The following is an 18346-nucleotide window of genomic DNA, read 5'->3' as shown; positions in this document are numbered from 1 at the left end:
ACAAGATTTTCTAATTGAAGCAGTGCATAATATAAGATAAATAATGATTTCAAGATTTAGGCATCGCTTAAGCTGCCGAAGCTAGAATAGGAAAATAGATGAGTGTAGTGAACGGTAACTATGCACAACGTGTTTTAAGTACCATTTTTTTGGTGTCTTTTGGGATTTACTTGTTTTTGGCGACAGTAACCTACACCCCATTTGATCCGGGATGGATGCATGTTTCAAGTGATACGCAACAGGTCAGTAATGCCAGTGGTGTAGCAGGGGCGTGGGTCGCCGATATGCTGTATGGCTTATTTGGCTGGGCAGTATTATTGTTACCATTATTTTTATTTATCGAAGCGATTCAGGTCTGGTGGCCACGTAGTTATTTAACACGTCCATTTCGCTATGCTGCACAGTTTTTTATTTTGCTGACTACGGCTGCACTGTTGTATTTCCTCTGGCAAGTACCCAGCGATGCTTTAGTTAATGCATCTGGCGGAATTGTTGGCTATGAGGTTGCACAAAGTCTAGCGGGTATCTTTAGTCAAATTGGCGCAATTATTTTTTTAATTGTGTTTTGCGTTATTTTATGGACTTTGGCATTTAAGATTGAATGGCTCAATGCAGGTCAATTGATTCGTTCTATTCCCGGGTATTTACAGGATATTTTTTATAAAAACGTCCCTGCTGAAGCAGAAGATTACGATTTGAGTCTGGGCCGAGAAGAAGCAAAAAAACATGGTGCAGTGGCAGCAAATCGTCAACAAAAAGTTGCCGAACATTCGGCGGTAGCCACTCAGGACGCGACGCAAACTGATGACTATGATTTTGTTGAAGAGCAACTTCAGAGTGATACAGAAATCCGTCAATTAGAAGATAAAATTATTACCAAACCCAAGATTGCTGAAGCAGATAATGTGCCTGTTGCAAATGCTTCGCCTAAGCAGCAGACGACGGTACAAAGCGGTGAGGTATGGCGAGCAGTTGCTGGGCAAACAGAGACAGCAGACAGCATTCATGCGGATTCAGAGCACGCTGCTTTGCCAGTAACAAATAGGGTAGGGCAGACTGAAAATGAGAGTAACAGTAGAGAGACTGTTGCATTACATACGTTACAGCAAACCGATTCTCATGATGAAATGATCCAGTTAATCGAGCAGGCAGATCGTCATTTGCAGGAACTGCCAGAACGTAAGGCAACATCTTTACCTTTACCAAACGATCTGAATGACACTATTTTGGACTGGAGTGATGATGAAGTATTTGATGAGCTGTTGGCAGCCGTACCGCAGGATCAACAGAAAAAAATAGAAACGCCAACACCTGCGACAACGACTCAAAAAGATCATACAGTAAAAGCCCCTCAATTTGATCATTGCGAAGTATTGAACGAGGAAAATACTCCAGAAATAAATTCTTTAATTTCTCCTGTGATCGCACAAGAGGCAGAGGCTAACAAGCCGCTGAGTAAACAGGAATTTATAGAAGCCTGGCATGAAACGGCAGGTAAACCACAAGAAGAAGAGTTTGACTGGGATGATCTGGATGCACCTTTAACAGATGCTTCAGGACGTCCTGTATCACATGCTTTTCAAGTGGTGGAAAAACGTAAACATTTGTCGCCTTTACCGGGTCTGGATTTACTCGATCCTGTTGATCCCAATAAGAAGGTGAATTTTACCGCCGAGCAGTTGAGCCGGTTATCTGAATTACTTGAAATTAAATTACAGGATTTTAATGTCAAGGCAACCGTGATCGAAGCGCATCCCGGCCCTGTAGTCACACGTTTTGAACTTGATCTTGCACCGGGGGTAAAAGCGTCTAAAGTGACCAATATTTCCCGAGATCTGGCACGCTCCATGTCTATGGCATCAGTTCGTGTGGTGGAGGTGATTCCGGGTAAACCTTATATCGGTATTGAAGTGCCCAATAGTGCCCGTGAGATGGTGCGTTTGATCGAGTTATTGGAAACCCCAGCTTATCGTGATCCTAGTGGTTTGATCAGTATGGCTATGGGTAAAGATATTTCGGGCAATCCGGTGCTTGCCGATTTGGCCAAAGCACCACATATGCTGGTAGCAGGCACCACAGGTTCGGGTAAATCGGTTGCAGTTAATGCCATGATTTTATCCATGCTGTTAAAATATCCACCCAAAGAATTACGTTTAATTTTAATCGATCCAAAACAGCTTGAATTGGCAAACTATAACGATATTCCACATTTGCTTACACCTGTAGTTACCGATATGAAAGATGCGGTAAGTGCCTTGAATTGGTGTGTAAATGAAATGGAACGCCGTTATAAACTGATGTCGTTTTTGAAAATTCGTAAAATCACCGATTACAATCGCAAAGTTGAAGAGGCGATTGCCCGTGGTGAGGATTTAATTGATCCGACGTGGAAGCCAAGTGACTCGGCAACGCAGGATCGCGCACCTCGTTTGCAGCCTTTACCGATGATTGTGATTGTTGCCGATGAATTTGCCGACATGATCATGCAGGTCGGTAAAAAAGCCGAGGAAATGATTACGCGTCTGGCACAAAAGTCGCGTGCTGCCGGGATTCATTTATTGCTTGCGACACAACGGCCATCGGTGGATGTCATTACTGGTCTGATTAAAGCTAATATTCCAACCCGGGTGGCATTACGGGTTAACTCTAAAATTGACTCACGTACCATCTTGGATGCAGGTGGTGCAGAAGACTTACTTGGTCATGGTGATATGTTGTTCCTTGGACCGGGTAAAATCGAACCGGAACGCGTACATGGTGCCTTTATTTCTGATGACGAGGTAAACCGGATCTGTGACGCATGGCGAGAACGTGGTTCTCCGGATTATATCGATGAGATTTTGACACCATTTGATGAAGAGGGCGGCTCAAATGGCAGTTTTGATTCCGGTGATGGTGATCCAAATCGGGATGCGCTCTATGATCAATGTGTATCTTTTGTGCTGGAAACCCGCAAAGTTTCGGTTTCTTCATTACAGCGTAAATTTAGCCTAGGTTATAACCGTGCAGCGCGTATTGTCGATCAGATGGAAGAAAATGGTATCGTAAGTCCAATGGGTCCCAATGGTAAACGGGATATTCTGGTATAATATTGCTATTGTGTATTTGGCCTCAACAATGTTGGGGCTTTTTTATTGATTGGCACGATCAAATAGTTTGTGATCATGATAAATAAATCAAGGAACTTCTTATGTTCATGGCGTTAATGACATTGGTATTTATTCATTTGTGCGCTCTGATTACGCCGGGACCAGATTTTTTTCTGGTGTCACAAACTGCAATCAGTCATTCTCGCAAGGACAGTTTTTATGTCGTAATGGGTATTAGCTGTAGTGTCATGGTTTGGGCATTATTGGCATTGCTGGGACTAAATATTATTTTTGAAAAAATGGCATGGTTAAGACAAGTTTTATTTATTTTAGGTGGCATTTACTTGTGTTATTTGGGCCTACAAATGCTACGTGCTGCATTTGCTAAAAAGTCTGATCAAACGCCAGCTGCGTTGATTTTACCGCAATCAGGTGTACTGTTTTTCTTAAAAGGGTTTCTAACCAACCTATCCAATCCCAAAGCAGTGATTTATTTTGGTAGTGTATTTTCATTGTTTTTGGTCAATCCTAAACTTGAGGGTTTACATGCCTTATTGTTATTCATCGTCACCATTGAAACAGTGATCTGGTTTAGTCTAGTGATGCTGGTATTTTCCATGCCAAGTTTTAAAGCAGCCTATGAAAATGCTGCGCGATGGATTGATGGAATTTCAGGGGGGATTTTTACGTCATTTGGACTGTATTTAATCGGACATAAATAACGAAAATAACAGAAGCCTGAACATGCAGGCTTCTGGATTAATAATGCAAAGTTTATTGATTAAGCAAACTTTGCCAAGACCTCTAAGAACGCTGTGCTTTGACTTGGATATTGTGCAATCACATCAGCAATGGTTTGTCCTTGAGGATTTTTGGCATTGACATCACGGCCATCTGCAACAAATTTTGTTAATAGACGTTCAAAATCGAATGAACGCATATGTTTAAAGGCATTATAAAGCACATGATAATCTGCATTTACGCCTTGTGGTGGTAATTGATTTAAATAGGCAAATACGCGATCATCAGACCATTCTTCATTAAAGGTTGCTGGCTGTGATACTGCCATGAGGTTCTCCTAAAATTTTAATCCAGTAAAAAGGCAAAAAACAGACACTTATATATGCTGAATTTTGCCTTTATTCAATCTACATCGTCAATAAAAAAGAGGTTATTTATCTTCTGGTAAATTGATATTCATTTCAAGCATTTCGATATTTGCTTCGGAACGAACCTGCATGTTGATATTGGTTTCATCAACACCACGTACATAACGATTGACCACCTGTAAAATTTCTTTTTTCATTTGGTCAATTTTATCCTGACTTAAACGACGACCCAGACCTTGTTCGGAAGCAACAATCACTTTCAAACGGTCTTTTGCAGTTTGTGCACTACTTGGTTTTTCGTCTCCGCTAAATAATTTACTCCAAAATCCTGCCATGTCTATGCTCCAAACAATCGAGCTAACCAACCTTTAGGTTGCGCTTTAATATGACGATAAGGACGATCTTCACCGAGGAAGCGAGCCACAAGATCATCATAGGCCTGACCTGCTTTGGACTCTGTAAACAGAATCACAGGTTTACCTTCATTGGATGCCTGTAAAACGCTTGGACATTCTGGAATCACGCCAAGTGTAGGTACACGTAAGATATCTTCGGAAATGTCTTCAATGGTCAACATTTCTTGTTTATCAGCACGTTCTGGATTAAAGCGTGTGATACACAGATGTTTACGAATACGCCCTTCTTTTTGTTCTACTTTTTTGGTTTTGCTATCGAGCATACCGATGATACGGTCTGAATCTCGAACGGAAGAAATTTCCGGATTGGTTACGATAATAGCTTCATCGGCATGATACATGGCAAGAATAGCACCACGTTCAATACCAGCTGGAGAGTCACAAATGATATAGTCAAATTCTTCTGATAGCTCATCCATCACCCGTTGTACGCCTTCATCACTCAATGCATCTTTATCACGGGTTTGTGAAGCGGGAAGGATATATAAGTTATCAATATCTTTATCACGGATTAAGGCTTGCTGTAATCGTGCTTCATTATTGATGACATTGACAAAGTCATAAACAACTCGGCGTTCACAGCCCATGATCAAGTCCAGATTACGTAGTCCAACATCAAAATCGATGACAACGGTTTTATGGCCTCTAAGCGCAAGGCCAGTCGCAAATGAAGCACTGGTAGTGGTTTTACCTACTCCGCCTTTGCCGGAAGTTACGACAACAATTTTGGCCACCGAATATACTCCTGTTAGGTATTCCTGCCCCGGAAAAGGGCTTTATCTATATTTTAGCCTACCTTAAATGGATAAAGGCTCAAATTCAAGTTCTTGATTGTGATTTAAGTAAATTTGCACCGCTTTTTTAAAATATTCGCTTGGAATATCTTCTGCCACATAATAGGTCCCTGCAATCGAGATCAATTCGGCTTCTAGGCTATTACAAAAAATACGGGCATTCATATCACCACTGGCGCCAGCAATCACGCGGCCACGGGCAGTACCATAGATATAAATATTACCGGAGGCAATAATTTCAGAACCGCTATTCATGCTGGCAGTCAGTACAATATCACCATTTTCCTCAACCAAACTTTGACCTGTACGTAAAATTTCGTCATGGTAAACCGTAGGCTGGGCAACAGGTTTGATCACAGCCACTTTTTCCAGCACTGCTTCTTCTGTCTGGATCGTTTGAGAGGTCGCGGTAATGCGTTGTACCGGCTGGTCAGGGGAGATCACTGGAAACTGGATGGCACGGGCATCATCACCCAGAACACCATCGACAGCAGCCATAGGTTGGAGCTTGTATTCAATCAGTAATTGAATCAGTTCGATCAATTCTTGCTTGACAGTACTGTCAATGATCACCAGTGTACCACTGTAATCATCATCGGCAAGAATTGCTGAAAGTTGCTGGCGGATACGATCGAGGTCATTGGTTTCAAAAGTCAATCTTGAGAAATTGACCATGCGTCCTGTGATACGAATATCAGCCATATGTGTTCCTTATGTGCAAATAGTCTAAAATGCCAGTTGCGAGATAATGTATGTAAATGCTGTAATCCTAGTGGAAATTGCCAAAATGTTCTACCCCAAATCGCCAATTTCATCAGACTGTTGATGAATTCAGCGACTTTTTATGTGAATGATTTTTCATTTAAATTATTTTCATCCAGAAGTTGTTGCCAGTGTTTGATTTTAACCTGTTCACGAATACCGTTTAGGCTTTCACGGACGACTGATTCAACCAGTGCATCGATTTTTTCAGACTTTAAGGGCACTTGACTGATCTGAGTCGAAATTTCACTTAACAATGGATTGGCATTTTGCCTGCTAAGCTGCGTTTGTTGGCTAAACGGCGCAATAATACCTTGCGTGATATTTTCCCCCAGACGTTGTCCAATTGACTGAATTTGCTGTTCGATGCGACCACCGACGATTGGAATCAGTCTTAATAATTGTGTCAGTTCCGGTGTATCTTCTATGGCTTGATTAACGATCTGACCAATATTTTTACTGATATTGTCCTGTTGTTCGGCCAGTGCCTGAGCCAATGATTTTTGCAGGGTTTCAGCCAGTGTGTCTGCAAAAAGGTCACGGTGATGATCAATAATATTATGGATGATTTTATTGTGTATATTATTGGTATCGAGTTCTTTTTCAATTTGATTGAGTGCAGTCAGCACAATACGATCCGTGAGTTCTTCCATGACCACTTCGTAATAAAATTTAACCCGGACCAGAATCCAGTGCGGTACAACTTTATAACCCAGCTCATGTAAGCGATAGGCAATCACGCCGGCACGCAACAATCTTAAAAAACGCAACATCGGGATGATGGCAAGTACTTCATACCAGTGAATAAACGGGAAGAACCACCAGCGTCGATGATGTTTACCAATAATGGCAATCAACCAGCGAATCACCAGTTCGGAAATCAAAAAGCAGATAAAATAAAAGTCAATGCGGCGAACAAGCGGACTGAGGTGTTCGATATAAAAGAGTCTTTCGCCAGTAATATGCAGAGATTGAGCAATCCATGCGCCAAAGTCACTTAGAATAAATGCCTGTAGACCCAAAGTGACAAGGTTAATGACGATCAATGCCATCATTAACACGTCATAGGCAAGGAATAGTTTCCATTGCCATGTGGTGTGATCAATTGGACGAAAACTGTTTTTAGCCTGATTTGGGGCGGCCATACTCAATCTCTTTAGCGAATTGGATTATTGTAAATTTGCTTTCATTTGTTCGATACGCAGATCTTTTTCTTGCCAGATTTGATCGACCCATTGCTGAAATTTTTCCCGATAGGCTGGATCGTCTTCGTAATTTCCGCTATTGATCCAGTCTGGCAGATCAATTCTTCTTAAGTCAACGGCAATTCGTGGTACATCACCAAGCCAGAACTCGCCATAACCCGGTACACCATCCGGATAAACAATGGTCATATCGACAAAAGCATCAATTTGATCACCCAAAATATTTAAAGCCAACGCCAGACCACCAGCTTTAGGTTTAAGCAGGTTTTTGTAGGGTGAATGTTGCGCAGCATGTTTTTCTGCGGTAAAACGCGTGCCTTCCAAGTAATTTAGTAAAGTAAAGGGCTGGCTTAAAAGTTGCTGGCACGCTTTACGAGCTTCTTCCATGTCTCTAGTTTTTAATTGTGGATTTTTGGCAATCTCGGCTTTACTGTGCCGTTTCATCATGGGAAAGCCCAAAATCTTAAATGCCTGCCCGACAAATGGAATAAAAATAAGTTCCCATTTGGTAAAGAAACGGGTGAGTGGCATACGTGATACACCAAAATACTGATTAACCGTTGTATCCACCCAGCTTTGATGATTACAGATCATCAAATATCGTCCCTGCATACTTAGGTCTAGTTTTTCATCGACTGTAATGGTCCATTTGGTATTAGGCAAGACATGATCAATCAGCCAGTTGTTGATACCTAGCCAGCTATTGGTAATTTTAATATTGGTTTCGTCCACCTTTTTTGAGTTGGCGATGAGTTTGGTTAAGCCCAATGCCAAAACTGGTGGACCATGCACAAATGTACTTGCGGTAATGGTAGAGGCAACAGAGACACCACGGCTGATTTTTTTTAACAAGGTGTTGGATTTGGACATGTTCTACTCACGATTATAAGGGCTTATTGATCGTTTTTTTACCAAATATCAATAGAGCTTACATAATGAAATTGTTAAGTTGGAACCTTAGCAAAGATTTATAAATCTGTCATTCCCATCATTATGAAGTAAAATGGAATAGTTTTATGAGTGCTGTGCTTATAAATATTGCAAAATGTAAAAATAAATCACTTTTTTTACAATACAGCCATGGAACAAGATGTTTATTGATTGATAATAGTCATATAGCAAACATAACAGATGGAGATATACAATGCGTGCATTCGCTATTTCAGCGTTAATTGGGGCAGTTGCATTAACTGGTTGTACAACTGATCCTACAACTGGTCAAAGAGACTATAACAAAACTGCAATTGGTAGTGTTATTGGTGCTGCTGCTGGTTACGGCCTTTCTAAATCGAATGCCAATTCCAGTTCACAAAACAATCGTGGTGCTTTGATTGGTGCAGTGATTGGTGGTGCAGGTGGTTATATTCTGGATCAACGTGAGAAAAAATTAAAAGAGCAATTGGCAGGTTCTGGTGTAAGTGTAGATCGTAACGAAGATGGTTCTATCGGTCTGGTTATGCCGGGTAACATTACTTTTGCGACCAATGATGCAACTATTAATCCGCAATTCTATGCAACTCTGAATAAAGTTGCACAACAATTGAACGATGGTAAAGTTGCTGTTGTGGTATCAGGTTATACAGATAGCACAGGTAATGATTCGATCAACATCCCATTATCTCAACGCCGTGCGCAATCAGTACAAAACTATTTGATTCAACAAGGCGTACCATCTAACCGTATCAATGCACAAGGTTATGGCGCAAGCAACCCGATTGCAAGTAATGCGACTGCCGAAGGTAAACAACAAAACCGTCGTGTTGAGTTGAGCATTTATGCAGTGTCTTAATGTTTAAATCAATGTTAAAAAACCACGCTTAAATAGCGTGGTTTTTTTATCAGAATAATAACAATATTAGGTTGTATCACCAGTAACCCAAGATTTTCCACCAAAGTCCGCCAATAAAGATAAAAATGATAATTTCAACCACACTCATGACAAATCCGGCTTTCCACCATTCGCCTAGCGTAATGTAGTTTGAGCCAAAAATAACCGGTGAAGTGCCTGTCGCATAATGGGTGAGCGTCATCATGATGCTGGAGGCGGCAGCCATAATCAATGCAAAAAACATTGGTGGTGCGCCTAATGCCAGACCAGCAGTATAAAATGCTGCAAACATTGCCGTGATATGTGCAGTGGTACTGGCAAACATATAATGTGCATATAAATAGGCCAGCATTAATAATAAACAGGCAGGGATCCAACTCCATCCGAGTTGTGCAATGTTTGACTCCAGAATCCCGGAAAACCAGCCGATTAATCCAAGTTTGTTGAGATATGTTGCCATCATCACCAATGCCGCAAACCAGGTAATGGTATCCCATGCGCTTTTTTGCGTCAGAATGTCATCCCAAGTCAGAACGCCAGTGATTAATAATAAGCATAAGCCTAAAAATGCGGTGGTGGTTGCATCAACAGTCCATGCTTCGCCAAAAATCATGGCAGGAATACCGGCCCATAACAGTAATAAAATCCCAAATACACCGAGCATGATCAGTTCATGGTGCGTGATAGTGCCCATTTCCCTGAGTTTTTCCTTGGCAAACTGAGTGGCATTTGGCGTTTGTTTAACTTCAGGGGGATACATCCAGTACAACACCAAGGGCATGAGAATTAGACAAATCAAGCCGGGTAATAACATGGCAACTGCCCATGTGGTCCAGCTTAGGGAAATCTGACTATTGGTGGCTTTTGCGACCAGATCAACCACAAGAGGATTAGGTGCAGTTGCAGTAATAAACATGGCAGAGGTAATGGGATTGGCATGATAATTCACTAGGGATAAATATTTGCCCATGCGATTTTCTGTGCCTTTTTCTGGATCTGAATCGTAACTGTCGGCAATTGCCCGTACAATTGGATGAATGATCCCACCGCCACGTGCGGTATTACTTGGTGTCACTGGTGCAAGTAATAGCTCTGACAATACCATGCTATAACCGATCCCAATGGTACGTTTACCCCAGACAGCTATAAACATATAACCGAGCCGTGCACCCAAGCCGGTTTTCTGTAATCCTTTAGAAATCATGATAGAAATACCAATTAACCAGATGAGGGGATTGGCAAAACTACTTAATGCATCTTTCATCGCATCACTTGGGTTGGGATTGGTCACCCCCGTAATGGCGACCAGCATGATGGCAATGATAGCGATGGCACCGATTGGCATGGCTTTACCAATAATGGCCGCAATTACACCCACAAACATGGCCAGTAAGTGCCAGGCTTGAGGTTCTACGCCTTGAGGTACAGGAATAACAAACCAGATAATTAGGGCAATAGCCAGCGCAATGGCAGTAGGAATAGGCTTAAAACCGAACATGATGTCCTCTATTGTATTTAGGTCATTGGACCGAGTGTGAGGGATATAGATGACATTATTATAATCATGAACAATTAAAACAGCTTTGTTTTATAAAATGTTTTTTATTCTGCATATAGAGGCCTAGTATTTTGCATCTATAACTGCAATGTTTGGTGCTATTTAAGCATTCGGCAGCAACAATGCTGGTACATTATTTTGGCTATAAAATGATTGAATAGCTGATTGGCACAAGCTGGTCATTTTCTGTTGTATTAAAATAACAATGATTGCATGTGCAAGGTGAACGATTATAATCACAGTTCGTTTTTGCATAGTGGAACGATCATCATGTCGGCAGGTTCACATCTGAATGATAAACAACAAGAGGCAATGCGCTATACCAAAGGGCCATTGCTGGTACTTGCTGGGGCAGGTTCAGGTAAAACCTCGGTCATCACCCAAAAAATTGCCTATCTGATTGAACAATGTAATATTCCGGCACACCGGATTACCGCAGTGACTTTTACCAATAAAGCGGCACGGGAAATGAAGGAACGTGTGCTGAAATTGTTGAGTAAGGAACAGTCCAAAGGCTTGAATGTTTCGACGTTCCATACCTTTGGTTTAAATCTTTTACGTCTGGAACTCAAGCATACACCGCTCAAAAATAATTTTTCTATTCTCGATGCCGATGACTGTAAACGAATTTTGATGGATTTAATGCATCGCGATAATTTGGCAGGCGCCGAAAGTAAAGAGCTGATTGCCAAGGCGATGAAAAAAATCTCCGACTGGAAAAATGATCTGATTCCACCGGAACAGGCACATGTCACTTGCGAAACACCGGAAGATGTCCAGCTTGCACATTTATATCAACTGTATGAGCGTAATCTCCGTGCTTATAATGCGGTTGATTTTGATGATCTAATCGTGATGCCAACCCGACTGTTACAGGACAATGCCGAAGTTAGGGACAAATGGCAAAATCGTGTGCGCTATCTATTGGTGGACGAATATCAGGACACCAATACCGCCCAATACATGATGGTAAAACTGTTGGTAGGTGTCATGGGGCAGTTTACTGCGGTGGGGGATGATGACCAGTCGATTTATGCATGGCGTGGTGCCAAGCCGGAAAATATGGCATTGCTGGCACAGGATTTTCCAAATTTAAAAGTGGTCAAACTGGAACAGAATTATCGATCGACCAGTATTATTTTAAAAGCTGCCAATGCTGTCATTACAAACAACCCACATATTTTTGAAAAAGAGCTTTGGAGTGATAAAGGTCGTGGTGATGCGATCCGGGTAATTACCTGTCGTAATGATGATGACGAAGCAGAACGTGTGGTTAAGGATTTGATTACACATAAATTAATGAATGGTAAAAACTGGAAAGATTATGCTGTGCTGTATCGTGGTAACTTCCAGTCACGTGTAATTGAAACGCAATTACGTCAAATGCAGATTCCTTATAAATTGTCTGGTGGACAATCATTCTTTGCTCGGGCAGAAATTAAGGACGTGATGAGCTATCTGCGTTTGATCATCAATCCGGAAGATGATAGTGCTTTCCTGCGGATTATTAACACGCCAAAACGTGCGATTGGTCCTGTAACGCTGGAAAAGCTGGGATTATTTGCACAGGACAATCATTTGTCTTTATTGGGCGCAGCTTCCGATCAGCGTTTAGCCATGGTTCTGCCTAAAAAAGCCATGACACAATTGCATGAGTTTGCCGAGTTTATCCAGAATTTTACCCGTGAGCTGCATGATCATGATGACCCTGTACCATTGGTGCGTCAGATGATGAATGAAGCGGGTTATATTGATTATGTGCGTGAGCAGGCAGCGACCCCTGCACAGGAAAAAACCAAACTGGACAATATCGAAAGTCTGTACAACAGTATCCAAAGTCTGATTAACAAGGCCGATGATGTCGATGATCGCAATATTGAAAGTGCGATTCGTAAACTGGTGTTGATTGATATGTTGGAGCAACAACAGGAAGCCGAAGATATTGATAAGGTTAATTTGTTAACCCTACATGCAGCAAAAGGTCTGGAATTTCCTTATGTATATATGATGGGTCTGGAAGAAGAGTTATTGCCACATCGTAACTCGATTGCAGCCGATACCATTGAAGAAGAACGTCGTTTGATGTACGTAGGCATTACCCGCGCCAAGCAAGGTTTAACCTTGACCTTAGCTGAGCAGCGTAAGAATGGCGGGCAAATGAAACAAATGAATCCAAGTCGTTTTCTCGATGAATTACCCGCAGATGAAATCGAGTGGCTAGGACGTAAAAAACCGGCAAATGCGACACAGGTTGATCCAATGGAACAGGCACGACGTGCATTGGAAAATCTTAAAGCTTTGCGAAAAAGATAAACGACGATGACCGTTAAAAGAATTGTTGCAAACCTTGCCTCAGAGCATCTTGACGTGATGAGAGCATTTTATTGTGACCTATTTGAGTTGGAGCTGGTGATGAATCATGGCTGGATTCAGACTTATGTTTCACCAGAAAAGATGCAGGTACAACTGAGTGTTGCAATCGAAGGCGGTTCAAATACCCGTGTTCCAGATTTATCTATCGAAGTTGATAATCTGGATGAAGTATTACAAAAGGTAATGGATAGAAAATTGGACATCGTTTATGGCCCACAGATTGAACCCTGGGGTGTTCGCCGATTTTATATCCAAGATCTGATTGGTCGGTTATTAAATGTATTACAGCATATTGCGTAATATTTAGAATTTAAATGAATGGAACAAAAGATGAAAGTACAAGTCAAAGTTTTGGATGAGCGTTTAGGTAAACTATGGGATATGCCCAACTATGCCACCACGGGTTCTGCCGGTCTGGATTTACGCGCTTGTCTGGATGAGGCAGTGAGTATCGAACCGGGACAAACTGTATTGGTCAAAACAGGTCTGGCGATTTATATTCAGGATCCGAATTTTGCCGGTCTGGTTTTGCCTCGTTCTGGTTTGGGACATAAACATGGTATTGTTCTCGGTAATCTAGTGGGTTTAATTGACTCTGATTATCAGGGGGAATTAATGGTATCGGTATGGAATCGTGGGCAAAATACCTTTGTATTGGAACCGGGCGAGCGTTTGGCACAATATGTGGTCGTGCCAGTACAACAGGTTCAGTTTGATCTTGTCAATGAATTTGCAGCCTCAGAACGTGGTGCTGGCGGTTTTGGCCATACTGGTAAGCATTGATTATTTTAAAAAAGCACAGTAATTCTGAAATCAAATCAATACTAAAATCGGGTATTGATTTGATAAATTTTTCAGTATGATCACAAGGATAACGGTTTAGAATGATATTCAGACGAAGCACGAGATTGCTTGTCTGTCCTTATGATTGAAGATTTTATTGTGAATCAACTTGCTATTACAACAAACATATCGCCCCAGTGGGCTGTATCTCGAAAAATTTTCCGTGCTTATGATATTCGTGGGCATGTCGATCTTTTAACCGCAGAATTGGTTTATGCCATTGCTTTGGCTTTGGCGACCGAGTATCGGGAACAACAACAAAAACAGGTGGTTTTGGGCTATGACGCACGCTTAAGCAGCCCCAAAAATGCCGAAATGATGGCACAGGCTTTGACCGCTTCTGGCCTTGATGTCATTGAAATTGGCTGTGTTAGCTCGCCATTATTGTATTTTACTGCATTGCAACATGGTGGTAATGGCATCATGATTACTGCAAGTCATAATCCTGCACATGACAATGGCATTAAATGGTTAATCAAAGGTTTACCGCCATCTCCAGAACAAATACAGCAGGTTGCCGACCGGATTGAACAACAGGATTTTATTCAGGGGAATGGTTGCCTGACACACGGCTCAGCATTACCACACTATATCGACTTTCTACGCCATGATATTTGCTTGTCAAAAAATTTAGCCATTAGTCTGGAAGGATTGAATGGTTCGGCAGGTGCTATTGCATTGGCAGTTTTACAACAATTTGGATGTAAGGTCGATGCTTTACATTGCCATGCAGATGGTCATTTCCCTTTAGGTGCACCGGATCCGAGTCATCCTGAACGCTTACAGGCATTGGCTCAATCGGTGATTACTCATCAATCGCTTATGGGTATTGCATTAGATGGTGATGGTGATCGGTTGGTGGTGGTTGATGAGCAGGGTGATTATGTCAGTCCTGATCGATTATTGTGTTTATTTGCCAAAATTTGTCTATTGCAACATGCCAATGCAGAAATCGTCTGTGATGTAAAATGTTCTAGTAAGGTTGGGCAAACAGTTCAGCAATATGCAGGACGATTAACCATGATTCGTACCGGCAGTAGTTTTTTACGTAATTATTTATATCGTCATCAAGCGATTTTCGGTGGCGAGTTTGCTGGGCATTATGTATTTAATGATGGACGTGGCAAAGGTTTTGATGATGGCTTGTATGCAGCCTTACGGTTACTGGAATATTTAAGCTCAACCAAACAACGTTTGAGTCAGGTGTTGGCCGAATTCCCGGAACGAGTGGCAAGTAAGGACATTTATATTGCTTGTGACGGTGTCGATTGTCAGCAAATTCTGGCACAAATTGAACAATCTATTGATCTAAATACAGTACATTTATGCAAAGTGGATGGAATAAGACTTGATTTTCCATTTGGTTTTGGCATTATCCGTCCATCGAATACGGGTGAATATTTTACTGTGCGATTTGATGCCGATAGTCCGGCACATTTTGATGAAATTCGTCAAATTTTTGTGACAGCTTTGGGACACAAATTTTCATCCATTGCACAGGCAATTACCCAGATAACTTATTGAGGAGATCTTCATGTCAGCAAATCAACCTGCAATTGACAAAGCGACGGTTCTTACTGAAGCTTTACCTTATATTCAACGCTTTGCAGGTAAAACCATTGTGGTGAAATACGGTGGTAATGCCATGACAGATCCGGAACTTGAACGGTCTTTTGCCCGTGATATCGTGTTGTTGAAAACCGTCGGCTTAAACCCTGTGGTGGTTCATGGTGGTGGCCCTCAGGTTGATCATTTTCTCAAACAACTTGGGCGCGAGTCTGACCGAATTGACGGCATGCGGGTAACCGATGAAGCCACTATGGAAGTGGTGGAAATGGTGCTAGGTGGTAGTGTCAATAAATCGATTGTTAATCTGATTAACCAGCACGGTGGTCGCGCGATTGGTTTAACCGGTAAAGATGGTAATCTGATTCGTGCCCGTAAGCTGCTGATGGAAAAACAGAATGAAGATGGTTCTGTACAGAAGATTGATCTGGGTATGGTCGGTGAAGTGGTTGGGGTCAAAATTGATGTGATCAATATGTTCGTCAATAGTGACTTTATTCCGGTCATTGCACCGTTGGGTGTTGATGAAGAGGGCAATAGCTATAATATCAATGCCGATCTGGTGGCAGGCAAAGTGGCTGAAGCACTGGGCGCAGAAAAGTTGATTTTACTCACCAATATTCGCGGTGTATTGGGTGCCAATAAAGAATTATTGACTGGATTAAATACCCATGATGTGGATGCCTTGATTGCAGATGGTACCATTCACGGCGGTATGATCCCCAAAGTGACCTGTGCACTTGATGCAGTAAAAGGTGGGGTTGGTAGTTCGGTGATTGTCGATGGTCGTGTGCCCCATGCAACTTTGCTGGAAATCTTTACCGATCATGGTGTGGGAACATTAATTTCTAATCGCTTGCATCATAAAGCATAATATTTTTCTAGGGCAAATTGTATTGTCACGATTTGCCCTATACTGATCTTATTGGCAGTAAAATAACGCAATATAAAAATCAAAAAAAATAATGATTGAAGTGGTAATCATTATCGTTTGTTGTTAGACTTATTTACATTGTACCCTTGTGTTGTCGTTTTTTTCTAATCACATCCTTTTTGATGCAGATGAAATGGTGAAATCCTTAACAACCAGTAAAACTGATCATAACCTGAAAATTAGCCAATTTTATGCCGAGAATTATCAATGGCTATATGGCTGGTTATGTAAAAATTTACGCTCTCATAATCATGTAGAAGATATTTTACAGGATACTTTTTTAAAAATATTTATTACGCCTGAGCGCCTAGAAAAGATTCGGGAACCTCGCTCTTATTTAACCGTGACAGCCAAAAGTATTATTATCAGTCAGGCTCGGCGCAAGAAAATCGAAAATGACTATTTAAAACATCTTGCAGAGCAGCAGCAACTAGATGTTGATTGTTCCCCTGAAGACTTGGTGATTGTGACAGAAACCTTATACCGTATTGTCAGCGCATTAAGTGGTCTGGAACCACGTCCGCGTGAAGTGATGATGTTGCATTATCTGCATGGGATGTCACAAATGTCTATTGCTGAAAAACTGGGTATTTCCAGAACCACAGTACAAACTGATTTAATCAAGGCTGTGATGTCTTGTCATCGTCTGATGCAGCAGGATTAAATCATCAACACATATGATAAAACCTGATCAATCCCCGCTAAATATGGCAGACAGCAATGCTGAAGATGAACTTTTGCAGCAAGTCGCCGAGTGGTTGGTGAAAATGAGTGATGAGGATTGCTCGGAAGCAGATCGGCAGGCTTTTCAGGCATGGCAGAATCAGGATGCTCAACGACAAAAACTGGTTGAGCAGGTACAGGCAACATTACAACAATTTACCCAGATACAAGACAGCACGTCGCAACCATTTGCAACACAAGTTATAGAAGAGACCTTGAATGATGATAGCTTGAATCCTCATGTTTATTCGTCGGGATTGTTGCGTTCAGTGATGATATTTTTATGCAGTGGACTCATCATCGCCCTGATGGCATGGCAAATGCTGCCAATGAATGACTGGTTGGCTGATCGTCGTAACGGATACAATCAATGGACCGTACAATCCTTATCCGATCAGAGTCAAATTAACATTAGTGGCAAAACTGCATATGATATTGACTTTGACCAAGCACAACGTCTGATTAAATTGTTTAAGGGTAATATTCTGGTTGATGTGGCAAAAGATGCACAGCGTCCATTTGTGATTGAAACTCAATATGCCCGTATCACTGCTTTGGGCACGCGGTTTATCGTGCAGCATTATGATCATGCCACAATATTGATGATGCTGGAGTCGAAAACCAAAGTTGAGTATTCTGGTACAGCAATTCATTCCCCCGTAAATGTTGAAATAGCCGCAGGGCAGCAAGTCATCATTGATGCACAGGGGATACACCCAAGCCGCCAAATCTCGCCTGAATTACTAGAAAACGCATGGCAAAAACACATGCTGGTGATTCATCAAATGCCACTGGATCAGGTCTTGGGTATATTACAAAGTTATCAGCATCAACGCTTAAGTTACGATGCCAGACAATTACAACATATTATGGTGAATGCGGCTCTGCCATTAGATGGTGGCGCACTGCAATTACTACAAGACAGCCTACCAATTCAGGTACAACAAAATATGTGGGGCAGTCTACAAATTACTGAGAAAAAATAAAAAGATGACCAGTTTCCATTAATGTTTAAAGATTTATATTAAAAAATTTTTAAAAATAAAAATTATAAATAACAAATGATTATATGGAAAATGAATATTATTTTAATTTTTGACCAATCAATTTCGATTTTCATGCGTCCTATCCAATGAAAAAGATAAA

General features: G+C 41.4%; 17 protein-coding genes. 10 read left to right on the top strand and 7 right to left on the bottom strand.

The genetic code is table 11. From position 1 onward, the window contains the following. Window positions 1-98 precede the first annotated feature (98 nt). On the top strand, window positions 99-3089 hold the full coding sequence (locus CAP51_RS08320) for a DNA translocase FtsK (RefSeq protein ID WP_087620275.1): 2991 nt from the start codon (window positions 99-101) through the stop codon (window positions 3087-3089). A gap of 101 nt (window positions 3090-3190) precedes the next feature. Further along, on the top strand, window positions 3191-3811 hold the full coding sequence (locus CAP51_RS08315; RefSeq protein WP_087620274.1) for a LysE family transporter: 621 nt from the start codon (window positions 3191-3193) through the stop codon (window positions 3809-3811). A 59-nt stretch (window positions 3812-3870) separates the two neighbouring features. Here the strand turns inward: CAP51_RS08315 and CAP51_RS08310 are convergent, their stop codons facing one another. From CAP51_RS08310 to CAP51_RS08285, 6 genes are all read right to left on the bottom strand, one after another. Next, complete coding sequence (locus CAP51_RS08310) at window positions 3871-4158, bottom strand: PA4642 family protein (protein WP_087620273.1); 288 nt, start codon at window positions 4156-4158, stop codon at window positions 3871-3873. A 102-nt stretch (window positions 4159-4260) separates the two neighbouring features. Further along, window positions 4261-4533, bottom strand: coding sequence for a cell division topological specificity factor MinE (minE, locus tag CAP51_RS08305; RefSeq protein ID WP_087620272.1), 273 nt, complete (start codon window positions 4531-4533; stop codon window positions 4261-4263). A 2-nt stretch (window positions 4534-4535) separates the two neighbouring features. After that, window positions 4536-5348 (bottom strand): septum site-determining protein MinD, encoded by an 813-nt coding sequence (gene minD, locus CAP51_RS08300; protein WP_087620271.1) that lies wholly within the window; start codon window positions 5346-5348, stop codon window positions 4536-4538. A gap of 63 nt (window positions 5349-5411) precedes the next feature. After that, the gene (gene minC / locus CAP51_RS08295) at window positions 5412-6110 is read right to left on the bottom strand and encodes a septum site-determining protein MinC (protein ID WP_087620270.1); all 699 of its coding nucleotides are present in this window, start codon (window positions 6108-6110) and stop codon (window positions 5412-5414) included. Window positions 6111-6250: 140 nt separating this feature from the next. Beyond that, entirely contained in the window at window positions 6251-7315 is a 1065-nt protein-coding gene (locus tag CAP51_RS08290) for a hypothetical protein (protein WP_087620269.1), read from the bottom strand. Between the two features lie 24 nt (window positions 7316-7339). After that, window positions 7340-8245 (bottom strand): acyltransferase, encoded by a 906-nt coding sequence (locus CAP51_RS08285; protein ID WP_087620268.1) that lies wholly within the window; start codon window positions 8243-8245, stop codon window positions 7340-7342. Between the two features lie 274 nt (window positions 8246-8519). On the opposite strand from CAP51_RS08285, the gene CAP51_RS08280 reads away from it, so the two are divergent. Continuing rightward, the gene (locus tag CAP51_RS08280; protein WP_087620267.1) at window positions 8520-9164 is read left to right on the top strand and encodes a YiaD family glycine zipper/OmpA-like lipoprotein; all 645 of its coding nucleotides are present in this window, start codon (window positions 8520-8522) and stop codon (window positions 9162-9164) included. Window positions 9165-9240: 76 nt separating this feature from the next. On the opposite strand, the gene CAP51_RS08275 is transcribed toward CAP51_RS08280, so the two are convergent. Then, a complete protein-coding gene (locus CAP51_RS08275) occupies window positions 9241-10701 on the bottom strand; it encodes a DASS family sodium-coupled anion symporter (protein ID WP_087620266.1) in 1461 nt (486 codons plus the stop codon). Between the two features lie 330 nt (window positions 10702-11031). Between CAP51_RS08275 and CAP51_RS08270 the strand changes: the two genes are divergently transcribed. The 7 genes from CAP51_RS08270 to CAP51_RS08240 all read left to right on the top strand — a co-directional run bounded on the left by CAP51_RS08270 (window position 11032) and on the right by CAP51_RS08240 (window position 18186). Further along, entirely contained in the window at window positions 11032-13074 is a 2043-nt protein-coding gene (locus CAP51_RS08270; protein WP_087620265.1) for a UvrD-helicase domain-containing protein, read from the top strand. Window positions 13075-13080: 6 nt separating this feature from the next. Next, window positions 13081-13434 (top strand): VOC family protein, encoded by a 354-nt coding sequence (locus CAP51_RS08265; protein WP_087620264.1) that lies wholly within the window; start codon window positions 13081-13083, stop codon window positions 13432-13434. A gap of 30 nt (window positions 13435-13464) precedes the next feature. After that, on the top strand, window positions 13465-13917 hold the full coding sequence (dut, locus tag CAP51_RS08260) for a dUTP diphosphatase (RefSeq protein WP_087620263.1): 453 nt from the start codon (window positions 13465-13467) through the stop codon (window positions 13915-13917). A 186-nt stretch (window positions 13918-14103) separates the two neighbouring features. Then, complete coding sequence (locus CAP51_RS08255; RefSeq protein ID WP_425426778.1) at window positions 14104-15501, top strand: phosphomannomutase/phosphoglucomutase; 1398 nt, start codon at window positions 14104-14106, stop codon at window positions 15499-15501. A gap of 10 nt (window positions 15502-15511) precedes the next feature. Next, window positions 15512-16417, top strand: a complete 906-nt coding sequence (gene argB, locus CAP51_RS08250) for an acetylglutamate kinase (RefSeq protein ID WP_087620261.1) — start codon at window positions 15512-15514, stop codon at window positions 16415-16417. 193 nt (window positions 16418-16610) lie between these two features. Continuing rightward, complete coding sequence (locus CAP51_RS08245; protein WP_087620260.1) at window positions 16611-17141, top strand: RNA polymerase sigma factor; 531 nt, start codon at window positions 16611-16613, stop codon at window positions 17139-17141. Between the two features lie 13 nt (window positions 17142-17154). Continuing rightward, a complete protein-coding gene (locus tag CAP51_RS08240; RefSeq protein WP_087620259.1) occupies window positions 17155-18186 on the top strand; it encodes a FecR family protein in 1032 nt (343 codons plus the stop codon). Window positions 18187-18346: the final 160 nt, after the last annotated feature.

Source organism: Acinetobacter populi, from assembly GCF_002174125.1.
In the GTDB taxonomy this organism is placed as follows: domain Bacteria; phylum Pseudomonadota; class Gammaproteobacteria; order Pseudomonadales; family Moraxellaceae; genus Acinetobacter; species Acinetobacter populi.
This window is presented reverse-complemented; position numbering and strand designations above follow the sequence as displayed.